Source organism: Bradyrhizobium sp. A5 (genome assembly GCF_042076515.1).
Lineage (GTDB): Bacteria > Pseudomonadota > Alphaproteobacteria > Rhizobiales > Xanthobacteraceae > Bradyrhizobium > Bradyrhizobium cosmicum.
Map to the genome: position 1 here is coordinate 5,362,789 of NZ_CP148990.1, position 23,920 is coordinate 5,386,708.

Sequence of the window (23,920 nt, forward strand, 5' to 3'; positions counted from 1 at the left end):
ACAGCAATGACCATTTCCGACCGCGTCCGCATCAAGGACGTCCGCGTGCTCTCGGACGGCTGGACCACGCTGAAGAACACCACGTTCGAGTACCGGCGCGCCAATGGCGAATGGCAGACGCAGCACCGCGAGACCTATGAGCGCGACAACGCCGCCGCCGTGCTGCCGTATAATCGCGCGCAGCGTACCGTGATCCTGGTGCGCCAGTTCCGCCTTGCGGCGTACTTCCGCGGCTACGACGATCTCCTGATCGAGGCGGCCGCCGGCGTGCTCGACGACGCCTCCCCCGAGGTTCGCATCCGCGCCGAGGCCGAAGAGGAGACCGGCTACCGCCTGCACCACGTCCAAAAGGTGTTCGAGGCCTTCATGAGCCCCGGCTCGGTGACCGAGAAGCTGCATTTCTTCGTCGCCGAGTACGAGCCGGAGATGCGGGTCAGCGCCGGCGGCGGCCTCGAACACGAGGGCGAGGATATCGAGGTGCTCGAGCTTTCCATCGACGAGGCGCTGGCGATGATCGCCGACGGCCGGATCATCGACGGAAAGGCGATCATGCTGCTGCAATACGCGGCGCTGCATCTGTTTCGGTAGCCCCCACCGCATCCGCAATTCTGACCTGCGCGGCGACGGGGCCTGTTGAGCTCATGGCCGACTATCTCTAGTCTGGCCTCAACCAAGAACCAGGAGACGCGCCTATGTCCGCCCCGCGCGACGATGAATTCGGCTTTGCGCCCGACTATGATGCCCCCGTCCCCTATATGCAGCGCACGCGCGATTATTACGCCGCGATCGGCTACACCACAGCGTATCGCTGGGCGCATCATGTCGAGGCGCCATTCCAGCCGCTGAAGAAGCCGCTTTCGCAATCGCGCGTCACCATCATCACGACGGCAGCACCGTACGATCCCACCAAGGGCGACCAGGGGCCGGGCGCAGCGTATAACGGCGGCGCAAAATTCTACCAGGTCTATGACGGCGACACGTCGCAACAGCACGATCTGCGCATCTCGCACATCGGTTACGACCGCAAGCACACCACGGCCACCGACAACGGCACCTGGTTTCCGCTGCCGCAGCTCTTGAAGGCAAGCGCCGCGGGACGAATCGGCGAGGTCGCCCCGCGCTTCTTCGGTGCGCCGACCAACCGCAGCCATCGCGTCACGCTCGACACCGACGCGCCGGAGATTCTGGCGCGCTGTCTTGCCGACAAGGTCGACGTCGCCGTGCTGGTGCCGAACTGCCCGGTCTGCCACCAGACCACCGCGCTGGTGGCGCGGCATCTGGAGCGGAACGGCATTCCGACCGTGATCATGGGCTGCGCCAAGGACATCATCGAGCACGCCGCCGTGCCGCGCTTCCTGTTCTCGGATTTCCCGCTCGGCAATTCCGCCGGCAAGCCGCATGACGTCGCCTCGCAGGCGCAGACGCTGGAGCTCGCGCTGAAACTGCTGGAGACCGCCAGCGGCCCGCAGACCACGATGCAGTCGCCGCTGCGCTGGAGCGAGGATGCCTCCTGGAAGCTCGACTACAACAACGTCGCGCAGCTCAGCTCCGAAGAGCTGGCGCGCCGCCGCGCCGAATTCGACAAGCAGAAGGAGATCGCGCGCAGCAACCGCGCCGCCTGACGTCCTCCGATAACGAAAACAAAAATAGGGAGAACGACGTGACGCGACCGTTCGAGGGCGTGAAGATCCTGGACTTCACGCAAGTGCTGGCCGGCCCCTACGCAAGCTACCAGCTCGCGCTGCTGGGGGCGGATGTCATCAAGGTCGAGCGGCGCGAAGGCGAGGACATGCGCCGCACGCCGCTCAGCCGCGAATGGGCCGAGCGCGGGCTTGCGCCGGCGTTCCAGGCCATCAACGGCAACAAGCGCAGCCTGACGCTCGACCTGCAAAAGCCGGACGCGATCGCGATCGTGAAGAAGCTCGCCGCACAGGTCGACATCGTCATGGAGAATTTTCGCCCGGGCGTGATGGACAAGCTCGGCATCGGCTACGAGGCGCTCTCGGCGATCAATCCGAAGCTGATCTATTGCGCGGTGTCGGGCTTCGGCCAGACCGGCCCGGACCGCCTGCGGCCCGGCTATGACGGCAAGATGCAGGCGCTGTCGGGCATCATGGCGATCACCGGGCATCCCGAAACGGGTCCGACGCGCGCGGGCTTTGCGGTCTGCGACGTGCTCTCGGGCGCCACGGCCGCGTTCGGCGTGTCGAGCGCGCTGTACCAGCGCGACCGCACCGGCAAAGGGCAGTTCGTCGATGTCTCCATGCTGGAGGCCACGATGGCGTTTCTCTCCGGGCAGATCGCGGACTGGTCGGTTGCCGGTCACCGCCAACAATTGTCGGGCAACCAGGCGGTGAGCCGCCGGACCACGGCGAATTTGTTCAAATGCGGCGACGGTCACATTCTGCTCGCCGTCAACAACGAGAAGCAATACCGCGCGCTGATGTCCGCGCTCGGCCGCGAGGACACGCTGTCCGATCCGCGCTTCGCCGACTGGTTCGCGCGCAACGAGAACGAGCCTGCGCTGCGCGCCATCATCGAGACGGCGCTCGCGACCAGGCCCGCACGCGAGTGGGAAACGATTCTGGAGGACGCCGGCGCGCCCTGCGCCAGCATCTGGAAGGTCGAGGAGGTCATCGATCATCCCCAGATCAAGGCGCGCGGCGCGATCCAGGAACTGGATACGCCCTACGGCCGCCTGCGCTTCGCCGGCAGCGGCTTCAAGCTCGCCCATGGCGGCGGCAAACTCGACCGGATGGCGCCGGAGCTGGGCGCGGATACGGATGCGGTGCTGGGAGAATTGGGGTTCGATGCGAAGGAGATCGCGGCGCTGAGAGAGCGGGAGATTGTGTGAGAGCAGCGCCAGCAATCAGAACAACGACCCCTGCCCGTCGTCTGCCGAGCCCGCCTCAACCTTCCGCGCCGCCCGCTTCGGCTTTGGCGTTTCCGCCGCCATCTCCTCCGCACTGATCGGCAGCAGCAGCTGATCGTCGTCGTTGGCGACGCGGTTGACGCGGGTGGAGACGGGGTGCCAGGCGAATTCACCGATGCGCGGGGCGGTCATCAGCGGCAGGATCGCATCGATCTCGTCGCCGCGACTGTCGAGCCAGCGCTCGAAATCGCGCGGGCTGATGGTCACGGGCACGCGGTCATGCAGCGCGGCGAGATCCTCACTCGCCGCCGCCGTGACGATTGCGACGGTATCGAGCTCCTCGCCGTTCGGCCCGGCCCAGGTCTCGAACAAGGCGGCGAAACCGAGCGGCGTGCCATCGGCGCGATGGATGAAATAAGGTTGCTTGCGACCGCCTTCTGCCTTCCATTCGTAATAGCCGTCGGCCGGGATCAGGCCGCGGCGCCGGCGAATCGCGTTTTTGAACGCCGGCTTCTCCAGCACCGTCTCGGAACGGGCGTTGATCAATAATGTAAATCCACGGGGGTCCTTGACCCAGCTCGGCAACAGGCCCCAGCGCATCAGCCGAAAATGACGGGTACTGTTCTCGACCAGAACGACAGGAATCGGTTGTGTCGGGGCGACATTGTACCGTGGCGGGAAGTTAGGCTGCTCGATATAGCCGAACAGTTGCCGTAAAGCCGCGGGGGCCGAAGTTATGACAAAGCGTCCACACATCCTGAGGCCAATATAGGGTCCGTTGAGGTCCTTTTAACCCCGAACGTTAACACTGCAGCAGATGAGCTCAACGGCCTCCCAACCCGCGACGCATGCAAGGACGGGCCCCGAGGCCGCGGCCTGGGCCGAGCGGCTGCGCGTGGCCAACATCAACCCGCGAACCGGACTTGCCACTGACTATCTCAATCATTTCAACGAAGCCGTGATGCTGCTCGAAATGATTCCCGACATGCCGGAATGCGCCGAAGACTTCCTGACCTGGACGCCGCTGTCCTATGCCGAGCATTTCACGGCTTCGAATTTCAAGGCACGGGATCTGGCAATCGAAGCCTATGAGAAGGCCGAACCGTCCGTGCGGGCCCAGTTCGACAACATCACCCAGACCCTGCACTCGATCCTGACCGCGGTCGGCACAGCCATGCGCGAGGTCGAGAAGGACGAGACTCGCGTCAAGCTCGCCGAGCAGGCCACCCTCTGGGTCCAGCCGCTGATCGCGGCCTGCGGCGGCGTCATCCATGGCGGCGCGGACGCCGACGTCGACACCATCATGGCAAATTGAGCCAGGGGAGCTGAGATATGTCGGCGGCCGCCCAGCCCACCCGTCCCCAGATCGCGGTCAGCGCCGCGATTTTTCGCGACGGCAAGGTGCTGCTGACCCGCCGCGCCCGCTCGCCCGCCAAGGGGTTCTATTCGCTGCCGGGCGGCCGGGTCGAGTTCGGCGAATCGCTGCACCAGGCACTGGCACGCGAGATCGACGAGGAGACCGGGCTGAAGATCGAGATCATCGGCCTTGCCGGCTGGCGCGAAGTGCTGCCGGCCGCGGCCGGCGCCGGGCATTATTTGATCATGTCCTTTGCCGCCCGCTGGGTGGCCGGGGAGCCGGCTCTCAACGACGAGCTCGACGACCACCGCTGGATCGCCCCGGACGCTCTGGCGGACCTCGGCGACCTCAAGCTCACCGGGGGGCTGGAGGAGGTTATCCAGTCCGCCCACCGGCTGATCGAGCCCTGAGGGCCCGCCTTGCGTCATCAGCCCCGAGGGGGCATACAGCCCGCCGATGTCCACGCGATTTCTGGCCATTTTTGCCCTGATTCTCGCCTGCGCCTCCGTGCCCGCGAGGGCCCAGAGCGTGGCGGCGCCGTTTGACGCCGATTTGCAGCGGCTGGCGGAGATCCTCGGGGGACTGCACTATCTCCGCGGCATCTGCGGGGCCAACGAGGGCAACAAATGGCGCAACGAGATGCAGGCGCTGATCGATGCCGAAACCCCCTCGGGCGAGCGCCGCACCCGCATGATCGCCGGCTTCAACCGCGGCTATAACGGCTTTCAGCAGACCTACCGGAGCTGCACGCCGGCGGCGACGGTGGCGATCCGCCGCTACATCGAGGAAGGCTCGAAGATCTCGCGGGATCTCACGGCGCGTTACGCGAATTGAATTCTCTTCGTCATTCCGGGGCTCGACGAAGTCGAGAGCCCGGAATCCATTCTTCCACCGTCACTGCGGCCCGATGGATTCCGGGCTCGCGCTGCGCGCGCCCCGGAATGACGACCGGTCGACGCGGACGCGCGACGGGAACCCCGTCATCGTCTTTGTCCACCGCCATTAACCGTTCTTAAAGAAGTGGCCTAGCGGCCGTTAATGCGCGTGCTACACCTCTGGCACAGCGCATCGCCGTGGATCGCGCCCCAGCCCTGATCGAGTTTCATGAGCCAGCCGATTTCCTACGCCCCCGCCCGCGCGCCGCTGCCCGACCACGAGCAGAAACAGGCCGCACTGAGCTATCTCAACGAAGCCTGGGCCGAAGCGCGCCATGACGGCGTCGACGGCGACTGCCTGGCGCAGGCGAGCCTGTTCGCGGCGCTCGCCGAGCTCGTCGGCACCTATGGCGAGGACGCGGTGGCGAAGTTCGTCGAGGGTTTTCCCGGCCGCATCCGCAACGGCGAATTCTCCGTCGATATCTCCCGGCAGTAAGCATCTTCCGAAAATGACCCCGCCACGCGGGCGGGGCCAGTCTACGGATGAATGACTTTGCGAACAGAATTTAGCGAATGCGTTCGCGAAGTCTGCCGGATTTATCGCACGGAAGCATTTCGCCGTAGACAAGCATTAGTCCGGCGGCAACCGGGACATTTTCCCAAAACGATCGGGAACGCGCGACTTATTTTTTGAACATGATCTTTTCGGAAAACCGCGTCACACTTTTCCGGATCATGCTTTAATCGGTCTCGATCGGCAGCGCCGGATCTCTTGCCCATTCCCCCATCGAGGCGTCATACAGCGTCAGCTTGTCGTAGCCGAGCTGCGTCAGCAGCAGCAGGTCGATCGTCGCCGAGATGCCGCCGCCGCAATAGCAGATCACGTTCTTGTCGCGCGTGACACCCTGGGCCGCGAACCTGGATTCCGCATCCGCAAGATTCGTCAGCGTCTTGTCGGCATTGGTGAGCGATGCGGCTGATACGTTGACGCTGCCGGGAACGCGGCCGGGCCGGCCATAGCGGCTCGGCTCGAGGCCGCGATGAAACTGCGGCCCAAGCGCATTGACGGTCACGGTCGAGGGATCGCCGATGCGTGCCTTCACGATGCTCTTGTCGACGAACAAGCCCGCGCGCGGCGCGGTCTTGAAGGTCGTGGCCGGATAGCCCTTCGGCGCGCCCGTCTCGATCGGCCGCCCCTCTTCCTTCCATTTGTCGAAACCACCGTCGAGCACGCGCGCTTCGACGCCGAGCGAGCGCAGCATCCACCAGAACCGCGTCGACCACATCATCGTGCCGATGCTGTAAAGCACGACGGTCTTGCTTGCATCGAGGCCGTGGCGGCCGAAGGCGGCTTCGAGTTGCGCCACGCCGGGCATCATGAAGAACTGCTCCGCCGAGGTGTCGGAGAACTCGCCTTGCAGGTCGAGGAAGTCCGCGCCGGGGATGTGGCCGGCCGCAAAGGTCTTGTCGCCGGGGACCGCGCGATACGGCACGTCACTGCCAGGCGGCACAGCTTCGTTGTAGGTCGTGCAGTCGTAGAGGCGGAGATTGGGATCGCCGAGAATGGCGGCGAGTTGCTCGGTGGTGATGAGGGCGGCTGGCTGGGACATGCTCTCTCCCAATTTGAGCTTGCGCTTCCCGGCACTCTGTCATTGCCCGCGAAAGCGGGCAATCCAGTATCTCAGAGGCGCCGGTGATTGAACCGAGAAGCCGCGGCGTACTGGATGCCCCGCCTGCGCGTGGCATGACACCGGAGTAAACGGCGCAGCCCTGCCCTCTACTGCTTCAGTGTCTCCAGAAACCGCACCGGCTCGCCCTGCGACGGCGTCACGAGTTCGCCCTGCCACATCACGCGGCGGCCGCGGATGAAGGTGCCGACGGGCCAGCCGGTGACGCGCACGCCGTCATAGGGCGTCCAGCCGGCCTTGGAGGCCACCCATTTGTTGGTGATGGTCTCGCTGCGCTTGAGATCGACGACCGTGAAATCGGCGTCGTAGCCCGCGGCGATGCGGCCCTTGCAGGCCATGTTGTAGAGACGCGCTGGGCCGGCGCTGGTGAGGTCGACGAACCTTGCCAGCGACAGGCGGCCGGCATTGACGTGGTCGAGCATGAGCGGCACCAGCGTCTGGACGCCCGTCATGCCCGACGGCGAAGACGGATAGGTCTTTTGCTTTTCTTCCAGCGTATGCGGGGCGTGGTCGGAGCCGAGCACGTCGATGATGCCCTGCTCGATGCCGCGCCAGATGCCCGCGCGATGATCGGCGCCGCGCACCGGCGGATTCATCTGCGCCAGCGTGCCGAGCCGCTCGTAGCATTCGGGCGCGACCAGGGTGAGATGATGCGGCGTCGCCTCGCAGGAGGCGACATCCTTGTGGTCGCGCAGGAATTCGATCTCTTCCCTGGTCGAGATGTGCAGCACGTGGATGCGCTTGCCGGTCTCGTGCGCGAGCTTGACCAGACGCTGCGTCGCGATCAGCGCCGCGGTCTCGTCGCGCCAGACCGGATGCGAACGCGGATCGCCCTGGATGCGCAGCGGCTTGCGCTCGTTGAGGCGGTACTCGTCCTCGGCATGGAACGCCGCACGGCGGCGGATCACCTGGAAGATGCGGCGCAGGCTCTCGTCGTCCTCCACCAGCAGCGCGCCGGTCGAGGAGCCGATGAACACCTTGACGCCGGCGCAGCCCGGCGCACGTTCCAGCACGGGCAGGTCCTGCACGTTCTCGCGGGTGCCGCCGATGAAGAAGGCGAAATCGCAGTGCATGCGGTGATGGGCGCGCTTGACCTTGTCGGTGAAGGTGGCCTCCGTCACCGTGAGCGGCGAGGTGTTGGGCATCTCGAACACGGCGGTGACGCCGCCCATCACGGCGCTGCGCGAGCCGGTTTCGAGATCTTCCTTCTGCTCCAGCCCGGGCTCGCGGAAATGCACTTGCGTGTCCATCACGCCGGGCAGGATGTGGAGGCCCTTGCAGTCGACCACCTCCGCGGCGGTGGCCTGCGACAGCGCGCCCAGCTCCGCGATACGGCCGTTGGCGATACCGATGTCACGCAGACCCTCGCCGTCCTGGTTGACGACGGTGCCGCCCTTGAGGATCACGTCGAAACGCTGGGTCATGGCTGAAGGCCTCTCTCGTCCCCAAGCGCAGGGCTTGAGGTCTTGTCGTTTATGCCTCGCGGGCTTACGTTCCGGAGCACCATGTCGCAAGAGATTTTCGCATGAAATCAGCGTTTCTTCCCGACCGGGGCGTGGTCAAGGTCGCGGGCGAGGATGCGCGCAACTTCCTCAACGGCCTGATCACGACCGATCTCGACAAGCTCAAGCCGGGCCTGGGGCGATTCGGCGCGCTGCTGACGCCGCAGGGCAAGATCATCGTGGACTTCCTGATCACGGAAGCGCCCGCCGGCCATGGCGGCGGGTTCCTGATCGACTGCCCGAAGGCGCTGGCCGACGGCCTCGCGACCAAGCTGAAATTCTACAAGCTGCGCGCCAAGGTCACGGTGGAAAACCTTTCCGATGATCTCGGCGTGCTCGCGGCCTGGGACGGCACGCCTGCGGCCCAGCCGGATCTGGCGTTCGCCGATCCGCGCCATGCGGAACTCGGCACGCGCATCCTGATCCCCGAGGATCTCAAGCAGAAACTCTCTGACCTCATCGGCGCGGAGCTGATCGATGCGGCCGCCTATGAGGCGCATCGCATTGCGCTGGGCGTGCCGCGCGGCGGGCTCGATTTCATGTACAGCGATGCGTTCCCGCACGAGACCAACATGGATCGTCTGGCCGGCGTCGACTTCGACAAGGGCTGCTATGTCGGCCAGGAGGTCGTCTCGCGCATGCAGCATCGCGGCACCGCGCGCACCCGCAGCGTCAAGGTTTTGCTCGATGACTTCTCGCCGGAGGCCGGTGTCAGCATTCTCGCCGGCGACAAGCCGGTCGGCACCATGGGCTCGTCGGCGCAGGGCAAGGGCATCGCACTGGTGCGCATCGATCGCGTCGCCGACGCGCTCGATGCCGGCCAGCCGCTCACTGCCGGCGGCCTCGCCTTAACGCTCGCCGAACCCGAAGTCGTGCGCATTCCGACGAAGCAACCCATCGCATGAGCCGTGCCCCCCGCCTGCATCCCGACGGAAAGACGCGCTGCCCCTGGCCGGGCGAAGATCCGCTCTATGTCGCCTATCACGACACCGAATGGGGCGTGCCGGAATATGACGACCGGGCGCTCTATGAAAAGCTGATCCTCGACGGCTTCCAGGCCGGCCTGTCCTGGATCACGATCCTGCGCAAGCGCGACAATTTCCGCAAAGCCTTCGACGATTTCCAGCCGGAGAAGATCGCGCGCTACAACGACAAGAAGGTGCACGCGCTGATGAACGATGCCGGCATCGTACGCAACCGCGCCAAGATCGACGGCGCGATCCTCAGCGCCAAATCGTATCTCGACATCATGGAGAAGGGGCCGGGCTTCTCGAAGCTGCTGTGGGACTTCATGGACGGAAGGCCCAAGGTCAACCAGTTCAAGACCACCGCGAGCGTGCCGACCTCGACGCCGCTCTCGGTCCAGATCTCCAAGGAGCTGTCGTCGGCGCGGCTTCAAATTCGTCGGCCCGACCATCGTCTATGCCTTCATGGAAGCGACCGGCATGGTCAACGACCATCTCGTCGACTGTCATTGCCACGCGAGCTGCGGCAGGACGCAGCGCAAGCAGCGCCTCAAGGTCAAATGAGCGCGAAGAAGACGGCACGCAGCACGGACACCCGCGCCTGGCAGCGCATGCTGTCGGGCCGGCGGCTCGACCTGCTCGATCCCTCGCCGCTCGATGTCGAGATCGCCGACATCGCGCATGGGCTGGCGCGCGTCGCGCGCTGGAACGGGCAGACCACCGGCGCACACATCTTCTCGGTCGCGCAGCACACGCTGCTGGTGGAGACCGTGCTGCGGCACGAGATGCCGCGCGCCGACCAGCGCCTGCGGCTTGCCGCGCTGCTCCACGATGCGCCCGAATACGTGATCGGCGACATGATCTCACCGTTCAAGGCCGTGCTGGACGGCCATTACAAGGCGGTCGAGAAGCGCCTGCTCGGCGCCATCCACATCCGCTTCGGCCTGCCGCCGGCACTGCCGGACGAGATCACGCAAGCCATCAAGGCCGCCGATCGCGGCGCGGCTTATCTGGAGGCGACCGAGCTTGCCGGCTTCAGCGATGCCGAGGCCAAGCGCCTGTTCGGCCGGGATCCCGGCCTCTCCGACAGCGTCCGGCGCGACTACCTCACGCCCTGGACGGCGGCGCGGGCCGAGAAGCAGTTTCTGGAGCGGTTCGGCACGGTGTTTGCGTAGCTCCTGTAGGATGGGCAAAGGCGCAACGCGCCGTGCCCACCAGGTTTCGCGTTTGCGATACAAGCGGTGGGCACGCTTCGCTTTGCCCACCCTACGGCCGCGGCTATAATCGCTGGCGAAAGGTCCCCTCATGATCCATGTCTGCTCCCTTGCCGCCCTGCCCGAAACCGTCCGCCTCACCGGGGCCAGCCACGTGCTGACCGTGATGGCCAATGTCGAGCAGGTGGCGCGGCCGGTATCGGTGCTGCCGGCCAACCATCTCAAGGTGTCGATGGACGACATCACCGAGGAGATGGACGGCTTCGTCGCGCCGTCGGAGATCCATATCGAGCAGGTGCTGAATTTCGTGCGCGGCTGGGACCGCAATGCGCCGCTGGTGGTGCATTGCTATGCCGGCATCAGCCGTTCCACCGCGAGCGCGTTCGCGGCCGTCTGCGCGCTCAATCCGGATCGCGACGAGATCGAGATCGCGAAGAAGATCCGCGCGGCTTCCCCGATCGCCTCGCCGAACCGGCGCATCGTCGGCCTCGCCGACCGCGCGCTGGGACGCAACGGCCGCATGCTGCGCGCGCTCGACGAGATGGGCCCGGGCGCGATGATGGTCGAGGGCCGCCCTTTCCTGATCGAGCTCGAATGACAGCTGCGCGCCACAACGCAGATGTTGCGTCATGGCCGGGCCTGTCCCGGCCATCCACGGACTTTCTCGCGGCACGAAGAACGTGGATGCCCGGGACAAGCCCGGGCAAGACGGGTTTGTGGCACCAATTGCGACCTTCAGCCGAATGAGTGAGACGCTCCTCACGCCGATCGAGATCGGCCTGACCGCCGCGATCGTCGCGATCGAGGATCATGAGCCGCTGATCCTCACGGCGCGCGGTGGTGACGGGCTGGCCGGCCTGCCGTCCGGTCCGTTCGACGCGCTGACGCACCGCACCTTCGAGATCGGCCTGCGCGCTTGGGTCGAGGCGCAGGCAGGCTTGCGGCTCGGCTATGTCGAGCAGCTCTACACGTTCGGCGATCGTGGCCGGCACGCGGAGGCCGGCGACACCGGCGCGCATATGGTGTCGATCGGCTATCTCGCGCTAACGCGCGCGGTCGGCGGCGAGCTCGCGGCGACGGGGGCAAGCTTCGAGCCATGGTATCGCTTCCTGCCCTGGGAAGACTGGCGCGAGGAGCCACCCGCGATCATCGCGCGCGACATCATCCCGGCGCTGACCGATTGGGCCGAGCAGGAGACGCCCGAGACCACGCGCGCGCTGCCGCGCAGGGATCGCATGCGCTTCTACTTCGGCCTCGACGGCGCGCCCTGGGACGAGGAGCGCGTGCTCGACCGCTACGAGCTGCTCTACGAGGCAGGCCTGATCGAGGAGGCGCGGCGCGACGGCCGTCCTGCGGCATTAGCGCGCAAGGCGCTTCCGCTACTTGGCGCTTCCATGCGCTTCGACCACCGCCGGATTCTCGCCACCGCGATCGCGCGGCTGCGCGCAAAACTGAAGTATCGTCCTGTGGTGTTTGAACTTTTGCCCGCCGAATTCACACTCACTGAGTTGCAGTATACGGTGGAGGCGATCTCCGGCCGGCACCTGCACAAGCAGAATTTCCGCCGCCTGGTCGAAATGGAAGCCCTGGTCGAACCGACCGGGGTGATGTCGACACAGACCGGCGGACGGCCGGCTGCGCTCTACCGCTTCCGCCGCGACGTGCTCCAGGAGCGGCCCGCGCCGGGCTTGCGCGTGCGCTCCCGGCGCTAACCCGAAGGATATGCGTGACCGGCCCCTGCCCGCCGGTTGCCTGGAGGCTTCATGTTCGACGGCCCGTTTGACGTCTTTGCGTTGATCATTGCGATCGTCGCTGTCCTGATCGCGATCAAGGCTTCCAGCCAGGCGGCCGAACTGCGCCGAAAGCTGAACACGCTGGAAGAGATGTTTTACGCGCAGCGGCGGGTGGTGCAGCCGCCGCCGCTGATGCCTGCGCAGGTGCAGGCCGAAGCGCCCGCGGCAGCTCCCGTAGAACCGGCGCCGCTCGCGCCCGAAATCGAGGCTGCGCCGCCTCCGCTCGTCACCGAAGATGTTTCGCCGCCCCCGCTCGCCGCGAGCACGGAGGCTGCTGCACCGCCGCCCCTGCCCGCACCGGCGCCCGGCTTCGAGGAGCGGCTCGGCACGCGCTGGGTGGTGTGGATCGGCGGCCTTGCGCTCGCGCTCGGCGGCTTCTTCATGGTGCGCTATTCGATCGAGGCCGGCCTCGTCGGTCCCGGCGTGCGCGTGTTCCTCGGCGGCCTGTTCGCAGCCGCGCTGCTGGGTGCCGGCGAATGGTCGCGGCGCAAGGAGAGCATCTCCAACATCGCGGCGCTGCCGATCGCCAATATCCCCGCGATCCTCACCGCGGCCGGAACGGCCGTGGCGTTCGCGACCATCTACGCGGCCTATGCGCTCTATGGCTTCCTCGTGCCCGCCACCGCCTTCGTGCTGCTCGGCATCGTCGCGATGGGCACGCTGGCCGCGGCGCTCCTGCACGGACCCGCGCTGGCAGGTCTCGGCGTGGTCGGCGCGTTCGTGACGCCGGTCCTCGTCTCCAGCGGCAAGCCGGACTATTGGGCGCTCTACATCTATCTGGCCATCGTCACCGCCGCGAGCTTCGGCCTTGCCCGCATCCGGCTGTGGCGCTGGCTTGCCGTGACCACCATCGCCTTCGCCGTGCTTTGGATCTTCCCGGGCCTCGACGCCGGCGACCTGCAGGTGGCGCCGCACGCCTTCCATGCGATCGCGGGCTTCGTGCTCGCCGCGCTCCTCGTCGTCTGCGGCTTCATGTTCGGCCCCTCCATCGAGGACGGCGAGATCGAACCGGTGTCGTCGAGCTCGCTCGGCGCCTATCTGTTCGGCGCGATGCTGATCGTGCTGTCGAGCGAGCATGCGGACCTGGCGTTGATCGCCTTCACGCTACTGGTTGGCGGGACGCTGCTCGTCGCCTGGCGCGCGCCGGCGGCCACCGGCGCGCTCGGAGCGGCTGCGGCGACCGTCTTCATCGTGTTCGCCGAATGGGCGGTACGCGCCAATCCGGACATGCTGGTGCTGCCGGGCGGCCCGTTGCCCGGCGTGGGACCGGTCGCGACCGACAGCGCGGTGACGCTGCATCTGGTGATGGCCGCGATCTTCGCCGCCGGCTTCGGTGTCGCGGGCTTCCTCGCACAGGGCCGCTCGAACTCGGCGATCATTCCGGTGGTGTGGTCGGCGGCGGCGGTCGCGACGCCGATCGCGATCCTGGTTGCGCTCTACGCGCGCATCGCCCATCTCGACCGCTCGATCCCGTTTGCGATCCTCGCCGTCCTGCTCGCGGCCGCCTTTGGCGCAGCGACCGAAGCGCTGACGCGCCGCGAGACCCGGCCGGGCCTTGCGACCTCGACCGCGCTGTTCGCGACCGGCACGCTCGGTGCGCTGGCGCTGGCGCTGACTTTCGCGCTGGAAAAAGGCTGGCTCACCATCGCGCTGGCGCTGATGTCGCTCGGCACCGCCTGGATCTCGATGCAACGGCCGATCCCGGTGCTGCGGCGGCTCGCCGCCATCTTCGCCGCAATCGTCACCGCGCGCATCGGTTATGACCCGCGCATCGTCGGCGACGCCGTCGGCACCACGCCGATCTTCAACTGGCTGCTGTGGGGCTACGGCCTGCCGGCGGCCTCGTTCTGGGGCGCGAGCATCTTCCTGCGCCGCCAAGGCGACGATCCAGCGCTGCGCGTGGTCGAGACCGCCGCGATCCTGTTCACCGCACTGCTTGCCTTCATGGAGATCCGCCACGTTGCGACCGGCGGCAACATGACGGCGACGCCCTCGCTGCTCGAATGCGCGCTGCAGGTCTGCGTTACGCTCGCGATGGCGATCGGGCTGGAGCGGCTGCGGCTGCGGAGCCGGAGCATCGTGCACAATGCCGGCGCGGTGGTGCTGACCGTGATCGCCGGCCTCATCAGCGTGTTCGGCCTGCTGATCCTGGAGAATCCGTGGCTGTTCAGCAGCACCAACGTCGGCGGCCTCGTGTTCAATCTGCTGCTGCTCGGCTACGCGCTCCCGGCGGTGCTGATGCTGCTGCTGTCCTATGCGGTGGCGGGACACCGCTCGGTCGCATACGCGAACACGATCGCGGGCGGGGCATTGCTGTTCGCACTCACTTACGTGACGCTGGAGATCCGCCGCTTCTATCACGGCCCGGTGCTGCTTTTCGGCGGCACCACGGGCGCTGAGCAATATACTTACTCGATCGGCTGGCTCGGCTTCGGCGTGCTGCTGCTCGGTGTCGGCATTCTCGTCAATTCCGAGCGGGCGCGGCTGGCATCCGCAGCAGTGATCGCGCTGACGATCCTCAAAGCGTTCGTCATCGACATGTCGACGCTGACGGGGGTCTACCGGGCGCTGTCCTTCATGTGCCTCGGCGTCGTGCTGGTCGCGATCGGCTGGCTCTACCAGCGCATCCTGTTCCGGCGGCAGGCTCCGCCGCCGGCACCGCAGACCAGCGGCTGAATTTTTTGAGCATGATCTTTTCGGAAAACCGCTTCACACTTTTCCGGATCATGCTCCTGAGGATCAGGCCGCGCGGACCGACTCCAGGAACTGCGCGACCTCGACCTTGAGTCGCGTGCTGTCGGTCGCCAGCGATTTCGCCGCCGACAGCACCTCGGTCGAGGCCTCGCCGGTCTCCATCGCTCCGCGCTGCACGTCGGTGATGTTCGCCGAGACCTCCTGCGTGCCGATCGAGGCCTGCTGGACGTTGCGCGAGATCTCCTGCGTCGCCGCGCCCTGCTCCTCGACCGCGGCGGCGATCGCCGCGGACACTTCGGACAGCCGCTCGATGGTGCCGCCGATCTCCTGGATCGCGCTGACGGATTCCTGGGTTGCGGACTGGATGCCCGACACCTGCGCACCGATCTCGCCGGTCGCCTTCGCGGTCTGCTCGGCCAATGCCTTGACCTCGGCGGCGACGACGGCGAAGCCGCGGCCGGCTTCACCGGCGCGCGCCGCCTCGATGGTCGCGTTCAGGGCCAGCAGGTTGGTCTGGCCCGCGATGGTGTTGATCAGCTCAACGACGTCGCCGATGCGGGAAGCCGCCTGTGACAGCGCGTTGACCCGGTCGTTGGTCCGCGCCGCCTGCTCGACGGCTTCCGCCGCCATCCGCGCCGAATCCTGCACGCGGCGGCTGATCTCGGTGATGGAGGAGGACAGTTCCTCTGAGGCGGAGGCCACGGCCTGAACGTTGGTGGAGGCTTCCTCGGACGCAGCCGCAACGACGGTCGCGAGCTCCTGCCCGCGCTGCGCGGTGCTGGTCAGCGTCGATGCCGACGCCTCCAGTTCGGTCGATGCCGACGACACGGTGCCGACGACCTCGCCGATCATCGCCTCGAACTTGCGGGTAATGGCGTCGACGCGGCGGCCGCGTTCGATCTTGGCTTCGGCATCAGCCGCGGCGGCCTCGTCGGCGGCCCGCTTGGCGATCAGCGCCTCCTTGAAGATCTGGAGCGCATCGGCCATCGAGCCGATTTCAGTCTTCTCGCCGCGATGCGGCACCTCGGCCGAGAGGTCACCCTCACCGAGCGACTGCATCGGCGTGATGATGGATGCGATACCGCGCGAGACGTCACGCACGAGATAATAGGCGGCACCGATCGCAATCACGACCGAAAGCACGATGATGCCGACCAGCACGCGGAAGATCGTGGCGTAGCTGTCGGCCGCCTGCTTCGTCTCCAGTTCAGCGCCGCGATTGTTGAGTTCGATGCCCTTCTGGAGCAATGGATCGGCAGCCTGGGCCATCTTGGCGACCTTGGTCTGCAGCATCTCGTTGGCGTCCGTCGGGAACTTGCCGGGGCTCTTGCGCGACAGCGCCATCACGTCCTGCACGCCATTCAGATACTCGGCCCACGCCTTGCTCCATTGCTCGTAGAGCGAGCGCTCCTCGGCGGTGGTGATCAGCGGCTCGTAGACCTTGCGCGTCTGGTCGATGCGCGCCTTCAGGGAGGCGAGGCGTCTCTCGGCGGCTTCCTTGCCTTCAGGCGTGTCCTGCATCAGGTGCAGCCGAAGCGCGACGCGCAGCTCGTTGATGTCGGCGCGAAGCGAGCCGAGCGCGCGCACGCTCGGCAGCCAGCTCTCCGCGATCTCGACGGTATGGGCATTGATGTTCTGCATGGTGCCGATGGCCGTCACGCCGACGCCGGCGAGCGAGAGCACGAGGACCGACAACACGGTCAGAAGCTTGAAGACGATCGATAATTTCGACATCACAACAAATCCCGATGACACCAGGCACGCGCAAGTCACCTGCGCCGCGATCGCTACGACGTACGATGGGGCGGAAGTCATTCCAACAATGCTGGCTGGTTCTTATGCAGTAGGATTACGCGTATAATTGCAAACAGCCGTTAACAGGAGCCTACGTAAAATTACGGCTTCGCTATCGCCGGCGTTAGATGTTCCGCAATCATGCGTTGCAGCGAGACCGAAATCTCGTGCTGCAACGCGGCTGCACGGATGCCGCCTTGCAGCATTTACACACGGCGTGTCACGCCCGTCTTCACGGAGGGCGCGCTACTGGTCGCCGCACTGAAATATGAGAGCAAACGACCGCCGCGCTTCAGGCGCGACGGTCGCTGGATCAAATCGGAACTGAGCGTGGATGTGTCAGGCCGCGCGTACCGTCTCCAGGAACTTGCCGACCTCGAGCTTGAGACGATCGCTGTCGCTGGACAGCATCTGCGCCGCGGAGAGGACCTGCGAGGACGCCGATCCGGTTTCGCTGGCGCCGCGCTGCACGTCGGTGATGTTGGACGAGACCTGCTGGGTGCCTTGCGCGGCCTGCGCGACATTGCGGGAGATCTCCTGCGTCGCCGCGCCCTGCTCTTCGACGGCCGCCGCGATGGTCGAGGAAATCTCGGACAGCTTCTCGATGGTGTCGCTGATGTCCTTGATGGCGCCGACGGATTCCTGCGTCGCCGCCTGGATGCCGGAGATCTGCTGGCCGATCTCGCCAGTCGCCTTCGCCGTCTGCTCGGCGAGCGCCTTGACCTCGGAGGCGACGACCGCAAAGCCCTTGCCGGCTTCGCCGGCGCGTGCGGCCTCGATGGTGGCGTTGAGCGCCAGCAGATTGGTCTGGCCCGCGATGGTGTTGATCAGCTCGACGACGTCGCCGATGCGCGTCGCCGCCCTGGACAATTCGCTGACGCGCTCGGTGGTGGTGCGGGCCTGGCCGACGGCCTCGCTGGCCACGCGCGCGGATTCCTGAACCTGCCGGCTGATCTCGGTGATCGAGGACGACAGCTCCTCGGTCGCAGAGGCGACCGACTGCACGTTGGTGGACGCCTCTTCCGATGCGGCAGCGACCACGGTGGTGAGTTCCTGCGTGCGCTCTGCGGTCGAGGTCAGCGTCGTCGCGGAGGCTTCGAGCTCGGTCGACGCCGACGACACGGTGCCGACGATCTCGCCGACTGCGCCTTCGAAACTGTCGGCGAGCCTGCGCATCTCGGCCTTGCGCTGCTCGGTTGCGATCTGATCCTGTCGCATCTTGGCTTCCGCTTCCTCGCGCGCCTTCTGCTCGGACACGATCTTGAATTTCTCGACGGCACCGGCAACTTCGCCGACCTCGTCCTTGCGGCCGAGGCCGGGCAACACCACCGAGAAGTCGCCGCCCGCGAGCTTCTCCATCGCCACCGTCAGCGCGCGCATGGGCCGCGCGATGCTGAAGACGGAGAAGATGCAGGCGCCGATCAGGACCAGCGCAGCCAGCATGCCGGTGATGAACGAGGTCCGCGCAACCGATTGGGCCTCTGCTTCCGCTTCGCCGCGTGCTTCGACACTCCTCTGCTTGGCAAATTCGGTGATCTGGTTGGTCAGCTCCGATATCTCTTCGTTGATCGGCGCCAGAGTCTCCTTGCGGATGCGATCGACCTCGGCCACCAGCTTGGTGAATTGCGCCGCCGCCTCGCCGTCCTTCTTCCCTTCGAGCGCGAGCTCCTGCTTGCGGATCGCCTCGATCTGCTGCTGGCCCTTGCTGAAATTGCCGACCAGCACGGTCAGACGGTCGATCCGCTTGCGGTTCTCCGGCGAGCGGGAGAGCTTCGCCATTTCGCCCGAGAATTTCAGGGCCGCGGTCTGCCGGTCGTTGAAATAGGTGACGGCCTTCTGCATCTCGGCCGGCGAGGACGATGTCAGGATGTCACGGATGCCGATCTGCATCCCGCGGACCGAGGCCTTGGCTTCCGCGGCGTTTTGCGCAATCGCCTGCTGTCCTGCCGCCGCGCTGCTGAGCCTCTGGACATCGGCGCCGCCGCTCATCTGGAGAAAGATCATCAGCGCGACGATCGCGATGGTCAGCGCGGAGGTGATGGCGAGCTTGGTGCCAATTCGCAGGTTCTGAATGAACATCATTGAAGTATTCCCGGGATACGCATTGCCGCGACGAAGCGCGTGAACAGCCCGGGAAGGCTAACCGGCAGGCCACTCGTTAACGTTAAGTGCCGCCGCCGCGCCCCGGGTAGAAATACGGAAATCGCTGCTCAAATTGTCGAACTTGCGCAGCTTTCACGTGCAGAGCGCAGATGCTTCGCGAATTTGCAGGCCTTCAGCCCGTCGATGCCCATCGCTCCGTTCTCGCTCCTCAGCCCATCGTTTCGCCGACGAGGCTGATGCGAAACACCGGTGTCTTGTTCTCGTCGAGCAGCTCCATCCGCCACTCGGCATCCCGCTTGAGGCCGCGCGCGATGCTGCCGAGCAGATTGGCGCAGACCTCGGTCATCTCGGTCCACGCGGCCGCGCGATCCTCGAACTCGTACGGCTGATCGGCTGCGCCGGAATAACGACCGGTACTGATGCGAAAGAAGTACAGCGACATCTTAGAAACCTTGTGCCCCCCGGCCCTGCGTAAACTGGGGCGCGAGTCGCTACCAACGCATGAAAACCGCCGTCCGTACGACTACGGCGCGGCGGCTTCACCAAGGATGAAGATGTTCAACGAGAAAGTGTGCGACGAAGCCCGCACAGCCAGATCACTGGGTGGAACGACGCAGTTCCAGCGGAGCGTCGTTCTTGGCAGGCTCGGACTTTGCTGGCTCGGACTTCACCGGCTCGAGACGGCTGCTCTCGACACGCGGTGTCTCGACGCGCGCGGCGACTTCGGTGTTGGGCGCGCCGACGGAGCCGGTGTGCTCCGACGAGCGCAGCGAGCGCGGACGCGCCACGGCACGCGCCATCAGCATCTGATTGCCGCCCTGATGGTGGAAGTCGCAATAGGCGAAGCCCATGCCCGACACCGAGCCGCGGAAGCTGCGATCGTCAGTCTTCTCCAGATTGAAGCAGGGCTCGAACGGGATGCCCTTGATCGAGGCGCAGACGTTCTGGCCGCGGATCTGGAGCGTGTTGCCGGGCAGGCGGAGGTGTTTCACCGGACCTGCGCCCGAGAACTGCACCGCGCCGGCGGCACCGAGGTCGTCCAGGATGCGGCCTGCGCCGCGGGTGCCGTCGAAACAGGTGAAGGCGAACACCTTACCGGCCACGAAACGGCGCGCCTCGTCGGCGTTCATGCCTCCGGCAATGGCCGGCGCAATCGTCACTGCCGCCGTGACAGCCCCCAACACAATACGCGCAAGCATGCTCTACTCCGAACCAACCCTTGCAGCGGGCGATGCCCTATCTCTTTACCCGCTGCTTACCATACTAACCAAGGCGACATTGAAGCAGCTTGGTTGGTAAAGTCTGAACGTCGTTAGACAATTTTTACCACGATGCGGCCGCGGACCTGGCCGGCCAGGATTTTCGCGCCCCACTCGGGAACCTGATCGAGTGAAATTTCGTGAGTAATTTCAGATAGTTTCGTCCGATCCAGATCGGACGCCAGACGCTGCCAGGCGGCTTTGCGCGGTTCGATCGGGCACATCACGGAATCGATGCCGAGAAGGCACACCCCGCGCAAAATGAAGGGTGCGACAGAAGACGGCAGGTCCATGCCGGCCGCGAGGCCGCAGGCCGCGATCGCACCGCCGTATTTCGTCATCGACAGGAGATTCGCCAGCGTGGTCGAGCCGACGCTGTCCACGCCGCCCGCCCAACGCTCCTTGGCCAGGGGCTTGGCCGGCGCCGACAGTTCATTGCGGTCGATGATCTCGGCCGCGCCGATCCCCTTCAGATAGTCCGCTTCCGCGGCACGGCCGGTCGAGGCGATGACGTGGTAGCCTAGCTTCGACAGCACGGCGATGGCGACCGAGCCAACGCCGCCCGCCGCGCCCGTGACCACCACGGGGCCGCCCTTCGGTGAGAGGCCGTGCTTCTCCAGCGCCAGCACGGACAGCATCGCCGTAAAACCGGCAGTGCCGATCGCCATGGCGTCACGCGCCGACAGGCCCTGCGGAAGAGCGACCAGCCAGTCGCCTTTCACCCGCGCCTTCTGCGCATAGGCGCCGAGATGGGTCTCACCCATGCCCCAACCGGTGCAGATGACCTGGTCGCCGGCCTTCCATTGCGGATGCGAGGACGTTTCGACGGTGCCGGCGAAATCGATGCCGGCAATCATCGGGAAGCGGCGCACCACCGGCGCCTTGCCGGTGAGCGCGAGGCCGTCCTTGTAGTTCAGCGTCGACCATTCCACGCGGACGGTGACGTCGCCGTCCATCAGCTCGGCCTCGTCGAACTGCGCCAGCTGCGCGGTGGTGCCCTTGTCCGCCTTGTCGATCCGGATCGCCTTGAACGTGGCCACAGCAAACTCCCTGACTTGTTTCAGGCGATGTTTAGCCGATCAGGCAGGCTGCGCAACCGCTCGCTGAACCGGTTTCTCCACGATCGGAAGATTGATCAGCGCCGAGAGCACGCCGAACAGGATCGAGAGCCACCAGATCGGCGTATAGGAACCGAACTTCTCGAACACGATGCCGCCGAGCCAGACGCCGAGGAAGCCGCCGACCTGATGGCTGACGAAGGCGAAGCCGTAAAGCGTGGCGAGCCAGCGGGTGCCGAACATCAGCGCCACCAGCGCCGAGGTAGGCGGCACCGTCGACAGCCAGGTCAGTCCGGAGATCGCGCCGAACGCAATTGCCGAGAACGGCGTGATCGGGAACGAGATGAAGGCCAGCGTCGCAAGCGCGCGGGTGAAATAGATGACGGAGAGGATGTAGCGCTTGGGCAGCGAGTTCTGGAGATAGCCGACGCTGAGCGAGCCGATGATGTTGAACAGGCCGATCGCCGCGATCACCCAGCCGCCGGTTTGCGTCGAGATGCCGCGATCGACCAGGAAGGCCGGCAGATGCACGGTGATGAAAGCGAGCTGGAAGCCGCAGGTGAAGAAGCCGAGCACCAGCAGCACGTAGGAGCGATGCCCGAAGGCTTCGGAGAGCGCTTTGGTGAATGACTGCTCCTCCGCGGGCGCAGCGTTGGCCGTGCTTGCGACCGGCGGCGTCGAGAGCGCCAGCGACAGCGGGATGATCAGCAGCATCAGGAAGCCGAACACGGTGAGCGCCTGCTGCCAGCCGAAATTGTCGATCAGCGCCACGCCGATCGGTGCGAACAGGAACTGGCCGAACGAGCCCGCCGCGGTTCCGGCGCCGAGCGCCAGCCCGCGCTTCTCGGCCGGCAACAGCTTGCTGAACGCCGACAGCACCAGATTGAACGAGCAGCCGGCCAGGCCAAAGCCGACCATCACGCCCGCGCCGATGTTGAGCGACAGCGGCGTCGAGGAGTAGCGCATCAACAGCAGGCCGCCGGCATAGAGCAGAGCGCCGACGGACATCACCCGGAACAGGCCGAAGCGGTCAGCGACCGCGCCGGCGATCGGCTGGCCCAATCCCCACAACAGATTCTGGAAGGCAATGGCGAGGCCAAACACGTCGCGGCCCCAGGCGAATTCATGGCTCATCGGCTGCACGAAGAAGCCGAGTGCCGAACGCGGTCCGAAGCCGAGCATGCCGATGGCGCAGCCGCAGAGAATGATGATCGCCGGCGTGCGCCAGGTGGAAGGCCGGGAAACCGGACCGAGCTCGCCCGCTTGTGTCGACATGCGCTTCCTCATCTGTCGCAGGCGGGTCCGGAATAGGCAGCCGCCAGTCAGGCATTTAATGCAAGTGCATGAAACCCCCAAGCCGAAAGTGATTGCGTCCTACGAAGAGCTGTTGCCGGAGCATTGCGTTTCTTCGAGGCCTCGCCCGGAGACTGCAATCGCGTTTTGACGAGAATGTGTGTGGCGGGGGCTGGCAGCCGCGTCGGTGGCGTGTTAGCTTCAATCTACTCATATTGAGTATATCTAAGTCCTGATGAACTCCCACCGGCCTCTCGGCCGGATTTATCGGGCCTTATATATGCTCATGACGAGCATAATTGACATGTACGGGAGGCTTCGATGCCGATCACTGGAATTTACGGCCCCGACGACTTTGCCAACCGGCCTCAGGGCCAATCCACCATCCCACCCCGCCCCGCGCCGGCACGGTCGGGCCCCGCACTGCCGATGCCCTCGCTGGAATGGACGCCGGAGGTCGAGCGGGCCACCGCGCCGCTCTACGAGCGCATCAAGCACGTGATCCCGCCGATCGAATGGCCGCTGATGGCGCCGACCATCAAGGCGATCAACGAGCTGAAGCAGGCGCGCGGCGCGGTGATCCTCGCGCACAACTACCAGGCGCCGGAGATCTTTCACGGCGTTGCCGACATCGGCGGCGACTCGCTCCAGCTCGCCGTCGAAGCAACCAAGGTGAAGGCCGGCATCATCGTCCAATGCGGCGTGCACTTCATGGCGGAGACCTCGAAGCTGCTCAATCCGGACAAGACGGTGCTGATCCCGGATTCGCGCGCCGGATGCTCGCTCGCCGCCAGCATCACGGGTGCGGACGTCCGTCTGCTCCGCGAAAAATTTCCAGGCCTGCCTGTGGTCGCCTATGTCAACACGTCAGCGGAGGTGAAAGCCGAGGTCGACATCTGCTGCACCTCGTCGAACGCGGTGCAAGTGGTCGAGAGCCTGAACGCGCCGAGCGTGATCTTCCTGCCCGATCGCTATCTTGCGACCTACGTCGCCTCGAAGACCGACGTGAAGATCATCGCCTGGAAGGGTGCCTGCGAGGTGCACGAGCGTTTTACCGCCGAGGAGCTGCGCGCCTATCGCGAGGCCGATCCCTCGGTGCAGATCATCGCGCATCCCGAATGCCCGCCGGACGTGCTGGCGGAGGCCGACTTCACCGGCTCGACCGCGCACATGATCAACTGGGTGCGCGAAAAGCGGCCGCGGCGACTCGTGATGATCACGGAATGCTCGATGGCGGACAATGTGCGCGCCGAGCTGCCTGACGTCGAGATGCTGCGCCCCTGCAATCTCTGCCCGCACATGAAGCGCATCACCCTCGCCAATATCCTGGAAAGCCTGCTGACGCTGCGCGAGGAAGTGACGATCGATCCGGCGCTTGCGGAGCGTGCGCGACGCTCGGTCGAGCGGATGATCAATCTGAAGAATTGAGAGCGAACGCAGCAACACACTCGGT

General features: G+C 65.7%; 22 protein-coding genes and 1 pseudogene. 14 read left to right on the forward strand and 9 right to left on the reverse strand.

The window, feature by feature from the left end; translation table 11 throughout:
- Positions 1 to 6 precede the first annotated feature (6 nt).
- The 3 genes from WHZ77_RS25580 to WHZ77_RS25590 all read left to right on the forward strand — a co-directional run bounded on the left by WHZ77_RS25580 (position 7) and on the right by WHZ77_RS25590 (position 2,854).
- Positions 7 to 588: an NUDIX domain-containing protein gene (locus tag WHZ77_RS25580; protein ID WP_375310491.1), complete on the forward strand. Its 582-nt coding sequence runs from the start codon at positions 7 to 9 to the stop codon at positions 586 to 588.
- Positions 589 to 692: 104 nt separating this feature from the next.
- Positions 693 to 1,622: a glycine reductase gene (locus WHZ77_RS25585; RefSeq protein ID WP_375310492.1), complete on the forward strand. Its 930-nt coding sequence runs from the start codon at positions 693 to 695 to the stop codon at positions 1,620 to 1,622.
- Between the two features lie 38 nt (positions 1,623 to 1,660).
- Entirely contained in the window at positions 1,661 to 2,854 is a 1,194-nt protein-coding gene (locus WHZ77_RS25590) for a CaiB/BaiF CoA transferase family protein (RefSeq protein WP_375310493.1), read from the forward strand.
- Between the two features lie 15 nt (positions 2,855 to 2,869).
- Here the strand turns inward: WHZ77_RS25590 and WHZ77_RS25595 are convergent, their stop codons facing one another.
- Positions 2,870 to 3,628, reverse strand: a complete 759-nt coding sequence (locus WHZ77_RS25595; protein ID WP_375310494.1) for an SOS response-associated peptidase — start codon at positions 3,626 to 3,628, stop codon at positions 2,870 to 2,872.
- Positions 3,629 to 3,689: 61 nt separating this feature from the next.
- Between WHZ77_RS25595 and WHZ77_RS25600 the strand changes: the two genes are divergently transcribed.
- The 4 genes from WHZ77_RS25600 to WHZ77_RS25615 all read left to right on the forward strand — a co-directional run bounded on the left by WHZ77_RS25600 (position 3,690) and on the right by WHZ77_RS25615 (position 5,600).
- Positions 3,690 to 4,187, forward strand: a complete 498-nt coding sequence (locus WHZ77_RS25600) for a hypothetical protein (protein WP_015687888.1) — start codon at positions 3,690 to 3,692, stop codon at positions 4,185 to 4,187.
- A 17-nt stretch (positions 4,188 to 4,204) separates the two neighbouring features.
- Entirely contained in the window at positions 4,205 to 4,639 is a 435-nt protein-coding gene (locus WHZ77_RS25605; RefSeq protein WP_375310495.1) for an NUDIX hydrolase, read from the forward strand.
- Positions 4,640 to 4,685: 46 nt separating this feature from the next.
- Positions 4,686 to 5,063 (forward strand): TIGR02301 family protein, encoded by a 378-nt coding sequence (locus WHZ77_RS25610; RefSeq protein ID WP_015687890.1) that lies wholly within the window; start codon positions 4,686 to 4,688, stop codon positions 5,061 to 5,063.
- A gap of 270 nt (positions 5,064 to 5,333) precedes the next feature.
- The gene (locus WHZ77_RS25615; protein WP_015687891.1) at positions 5,334 to 5,600 is read left to right on the forward strand and encodes a hypothetical protein; all 267 of its coding nucleotides are present in this window, start codon (positions 5,334 to 5,336) and stop codon (positions 5,598 to 5,600) included.
- Between the two features lie 244 nt (positions 5,601 to 5,844).
- Here the strand turns inward: WHZ77_RS25615 and WHZ77_RS25620 are convergent, their stop codons facing one another.
- Positions 5,845 to 6,714: a sulfurtransferase gene (locus WHZ77_RS25620; RefSeq protein WP_375310496.1), complete on the reverse strand. Its 870-nt coding sequence runs from the start codon at positions 6,712 to 6,714 to the stop codon at positions 5,845 to 5,847.
- Positions 6,715 to 6,881: 167 nt separating this feature from the next.
- Entirely contained in the window at positions 6,882 to 8,216 is a 1,335-nt protein-coding gene (locus WHZ77_RS25625) for a dihydroorotase (protein WP_375310497.1), read from the reverse strand.
- A gap of 101 nt (positions 8,217 to 8,317) precedes the next feature.
- On the opposite strand from WHZ77_RS25625, the gene WHZ77_RS25630 reads away from it, so the two are divergent.
- The 6 genes and pseudogenes from WHZ77_RS25630 (at position 8,318) to WHZ77_RS25655 (ending at position 14,942) form a co-directional block, all read left to right on the forward strand.
- Positions 8,318 to 9,199 (forward strand): YgfZ/GcvT domain-containing protein, encoded by an 882-nt coding sequence (locus WHZ77_RS25630; RefSeq protein WP_375310498.1) that lies wholly within the window; start codon positions 8,318 to 8,320, stop codon positions 9,197 to 9,199.
- Positions 9,196 to 9,823 (forward strand): annotated as a pseudogene (locus WHZ77_RS25635) (DNA-3-methyladenine glycosylase I). Before WHZ77_RS25630 ends, WHZ77_RS25635 begins: the two are co-directional and overlap by 4 nt.
- Positions 9,820 to 10,434, forward strand: a complete 615-nt coding sequence (locus WHZ77_RS25640; protein WP_375310499.1) for a YfbR-like 5'-deoxynucleotidase — start codon at positions 9,820 to 9,822, stop codon at positions 10,432 to 10,434. The pseudogene WHZ77_RS25635 and the gene WHZ77_RS25640 overlap by 4 nt, the downstream one beginning before the upstream one ends.
- Before the next feature lie 130 nt (positions 10,435 to 10,564).
- Positions 10,565 to 11,071 (forward strand): tyrosine phosphatase family protein, encoded by a 507-nt coding sequence (locus WHZ77_RS25645; RefSeq protein ID WP_375310500.1) that lies wholly within the window; start codon positions 10,565 to 10,567, stop codon positions 11,069 to 11,071.
- Positions 11,072 to 11,216: 145 nt separating this feature from the next.
- Complete coding sequence (locus WHZ77_RS25650) at positions 11,217 to 12,185, forward strand: NAD regulator (protein WP_375310501.1); 969 nt, start codon at positions 11,217 to 11,219, stop codon at positions 12,183 to 12,185.
- Positions 12,186 to 12,236: 51 nt separating this feature from the next.
- On the forward strand, positions 12,237 to 14,942 hold the full coding sequence (locus tag WHZ77_RS25655; protein ID WP_375310502.1) for a DUF2339 domain-containing protein: 2,706 nt from the start codon (positions 12,237 to 12,239) through the stop codon (positions 14,940 to 14,942).
- A gap of 63 nt (positions 14,943 to 15,005) precedes the next feature.
- Here WHZ77_RS25655 and WHZ77_RS25660 read toward each other — a convergent pair whose 3' ends face one another.
- From WHZ77_RS25660 to WHZ77_RS25685, 6 genes are all read right to left on the reverse strand, one after another.
- Complete coding sequence (locus WHZ77_RS25660; RefSeq protein WP_375310503.1) at positions 15,006 to 16,694, reverse strand: methyl-accepting chemotaxis protein; 1,689 nt, start codon at positions 16,692 to 16,694, stop codon at positions 15,006 to 15,008.
- A gap of 399 nt (positions 16,695 to 17,093) precedes the next feature.
- Positions 17,094 to 18,836, reverse strand: coding sequence for a methyl-accepting chemotaxis protein (locus WHZ77_RS25665; protein ID WP_375310504.1), 1,743 nt, complete (start codon positions 18,834 to 18,836; stop codon positions 17,094 to 17,096).
- Positions 18,837 to 19,065: 229 nt separating this feature from the next.
- Positions 19,066 to 19,299 carry a hypothetical protein gene (locus WHZ77_RS25670; RefSeq protein WP_375310505.1) on the reverse strand — a complete coding sequence of 78 codons (234 nt, stop codon included), beginning with the start codon at positions 19,297 to 19,299 and terminating at the stop codon, positions 19,066 to 19,068.
- Positions 19,300 to 19,453: 154 nt separating this feature from the next.
- The gene (locus WHZ77_RS25675; protein WP_375310506.1) at positions 19,454 to 20,056 is read right to left on the reverse strand and encodes a hypothetical protein; all 603 of its coding nucleotides are present in this window, start codon (positions 20,054 to 20,056) and stop codon (positions 19,454 to 19,456) included.
- Positions 20,057 to 20,169: 113 nt separating this feature from the next.
- Positions 20,170 to 21,156: an MDR family oxidoreductase gene (locus WHZ77_RS25680; protein WP_375310507.1), complete on the reverse strand. Its 987-nt coding sequence runs from the start codon at positions 21,154 to 21,156 to the stop codon at positions 20,170 to 20,172.
- Positions 21,157 to 21,195: 39 nt separating this feature from the next.
- Complete coding sequence (locus WHZ77_RS25685; RefSeq protein WP_375310508.1) at positions 21,196 to 22,449, reverse strand: MFS transporter; 1,254 nt, start codon at positions 22,447 to 22,449, stop codon at positions 21,196 to 21,198.
- A 339-nt stretch (positions 22,450 to 22,788) separates the two neighbouring features.
- Between WHZ77_RS25685 and nadA the strand changes: the two genes are divergently transcribed.
- On the forward strand, positions 22,789 to 23,895 hold the full coding sequence (gene nadA, locus WHZ77_RS25690; RefSeq protein ID WP_375310509.1) for a quinolinate synthase NadA: 1,107 nt from the start codon (positions 22,789 to 22,791) through the stop codon (positions 23,893 to 23,895).
- Positions 23,896 to 23,920 lie beyond the last annotated feature (25 nt).

Coding starts and splice junctions, on each gene's coding strand:
- WHZ77_RS25675 (WP_375310506.1), bottom strand. CDS start 20,056: ATGCTTGCGCGTATTGTGTTGGGGGCTGTCACGGCGGCAGTGACGATT.
- nadA (WP_375310509.1), top strand. CDS start 22,789: ATGCCGATCACTGGAATTTACGGCCCCGACGACTTTGCCAACCGGCCT.
- WHZ77_RS25660 (WP_375310503.1), bottom strand. CDS start 16,694: ATGTCGAAATTATCGATCGTCTTCAAGCTTCTGACCGTGTTGTCGGTC.
- WHZ77_RS25610 (WP_015687890.1), top strand. CDS start 4,686: ATGTCCACGCGATTTCTGGCCATTTTTGCCCTGATTCTCGCCTGCGCC.
- WHZ77_RS25665 (WP_375310504.1), bottom strand. CDS start 18,836: ATGATGTTCATTCAGAACCTGCGAATTGGCACCAAGCTCGCCATCACC.
- WHZ77_RS25625 (WP_375310497.1), bottom strand. CDS start 8,216: ATGACCCAGCGTTTCGACGTGATCCTCAAGGGCGGCACCGTCGTCAAC.
- WHZ77_RS25580 (WP_375310491.1), top strand. CDS start 7: ATGACCATTTCCGACCGCGTCCGCATCAAGGACGTCCGCGTGCTCTCG.
- WHZ77_RS25650 (WP_375310501.1), top strand. CDS start 11,217: ATGAGTGAGACGCTCCTCACGCCGATCGAGATCGGCCTGACCGCCGCG.
- WHZ77_RS25685 (WP_375310508.1), bottom strand. CDS start 22,449: ATGTCGACACAAGCGGGCGAGCTCGGTCCGGTTTCCCGGCCTTCCACC.
- WHZ77_RS25630 (WP_375310498.1), top strand. CDS start 8,318: ATGAAATCAGCGTTTCTTCCCGACCGGGGCGTGGTCAAGGTCGCGGGC.
- WHZ77_RS25605 (WP_375310495.1), top strand. CDS start 4,205: ATGTCGGCGGCCGCCCAGCCCACCCGTCCCCAGATCGCGGTCAGCGCC.
- WHZ77_RS25600 (WP_015687888.1), top strand. CDS start 3,690: ATGAGCTCAACGGCCTCCCAACCCGCGACGCATGCAAGGACGGGCCCC.
- WHZ77_RS25670 (WP_375310505.1), bottom strand. CDS start 19,299: ATGTCGCTGTACTTCTTTCGCATCAGTACCGGTCGTTATTCCGGCGCA.
- WHZ77_RS25585 (WP_375310492.1), top strand. CDS start 693: ATGTCCGCCCCGCGCGACGATGAATTCGGCTTTGCGCCCGACTATGAT.
- WHZ77_RS25640 (WP_375310499.1), top strand. CDS start 9,820: ATGAGCGCGAAGAAGACGGCACGCAGCACGGACACCCGCGCCTGGCAG.
- WHZ77_RS25655 (WP_375310502.1), top strand. CDS start 12,237: ATGTTCGACGGCCCGTTTGACGTCTTTGCGTTGATCATTGCGATCGTC.
- WHZ77_RS25645 (WP_375310500.1), top strand. CDS start 10,565: ATGATCCATGTCTGCTCCCTTGCCGCCCTGCCCGAAACCGTCCGCCTC.
- WHZ77_RS25620 (WP_375310496.1), bottom strand. CDS start 6,714: ATGTCCCAGCCAGCCGCCCTCATCACCACCGAGCAACTCGCCGCCATT.
- WHZ77_RS25615 (WP_015687891.1), top strand. CDS start 5,334: ATGAGCCAGCCGATTTCCTACGCCCCCGCCCGCGCGCCGCTGCCCGAC.
- WHZ77_RS25595 (WP_375310494.1), bottom strand. CDS start 3,628: ATGTGTGGACGCTTTGTCATAACTTCGGCCCCCGCGGCTTTACGGCAA.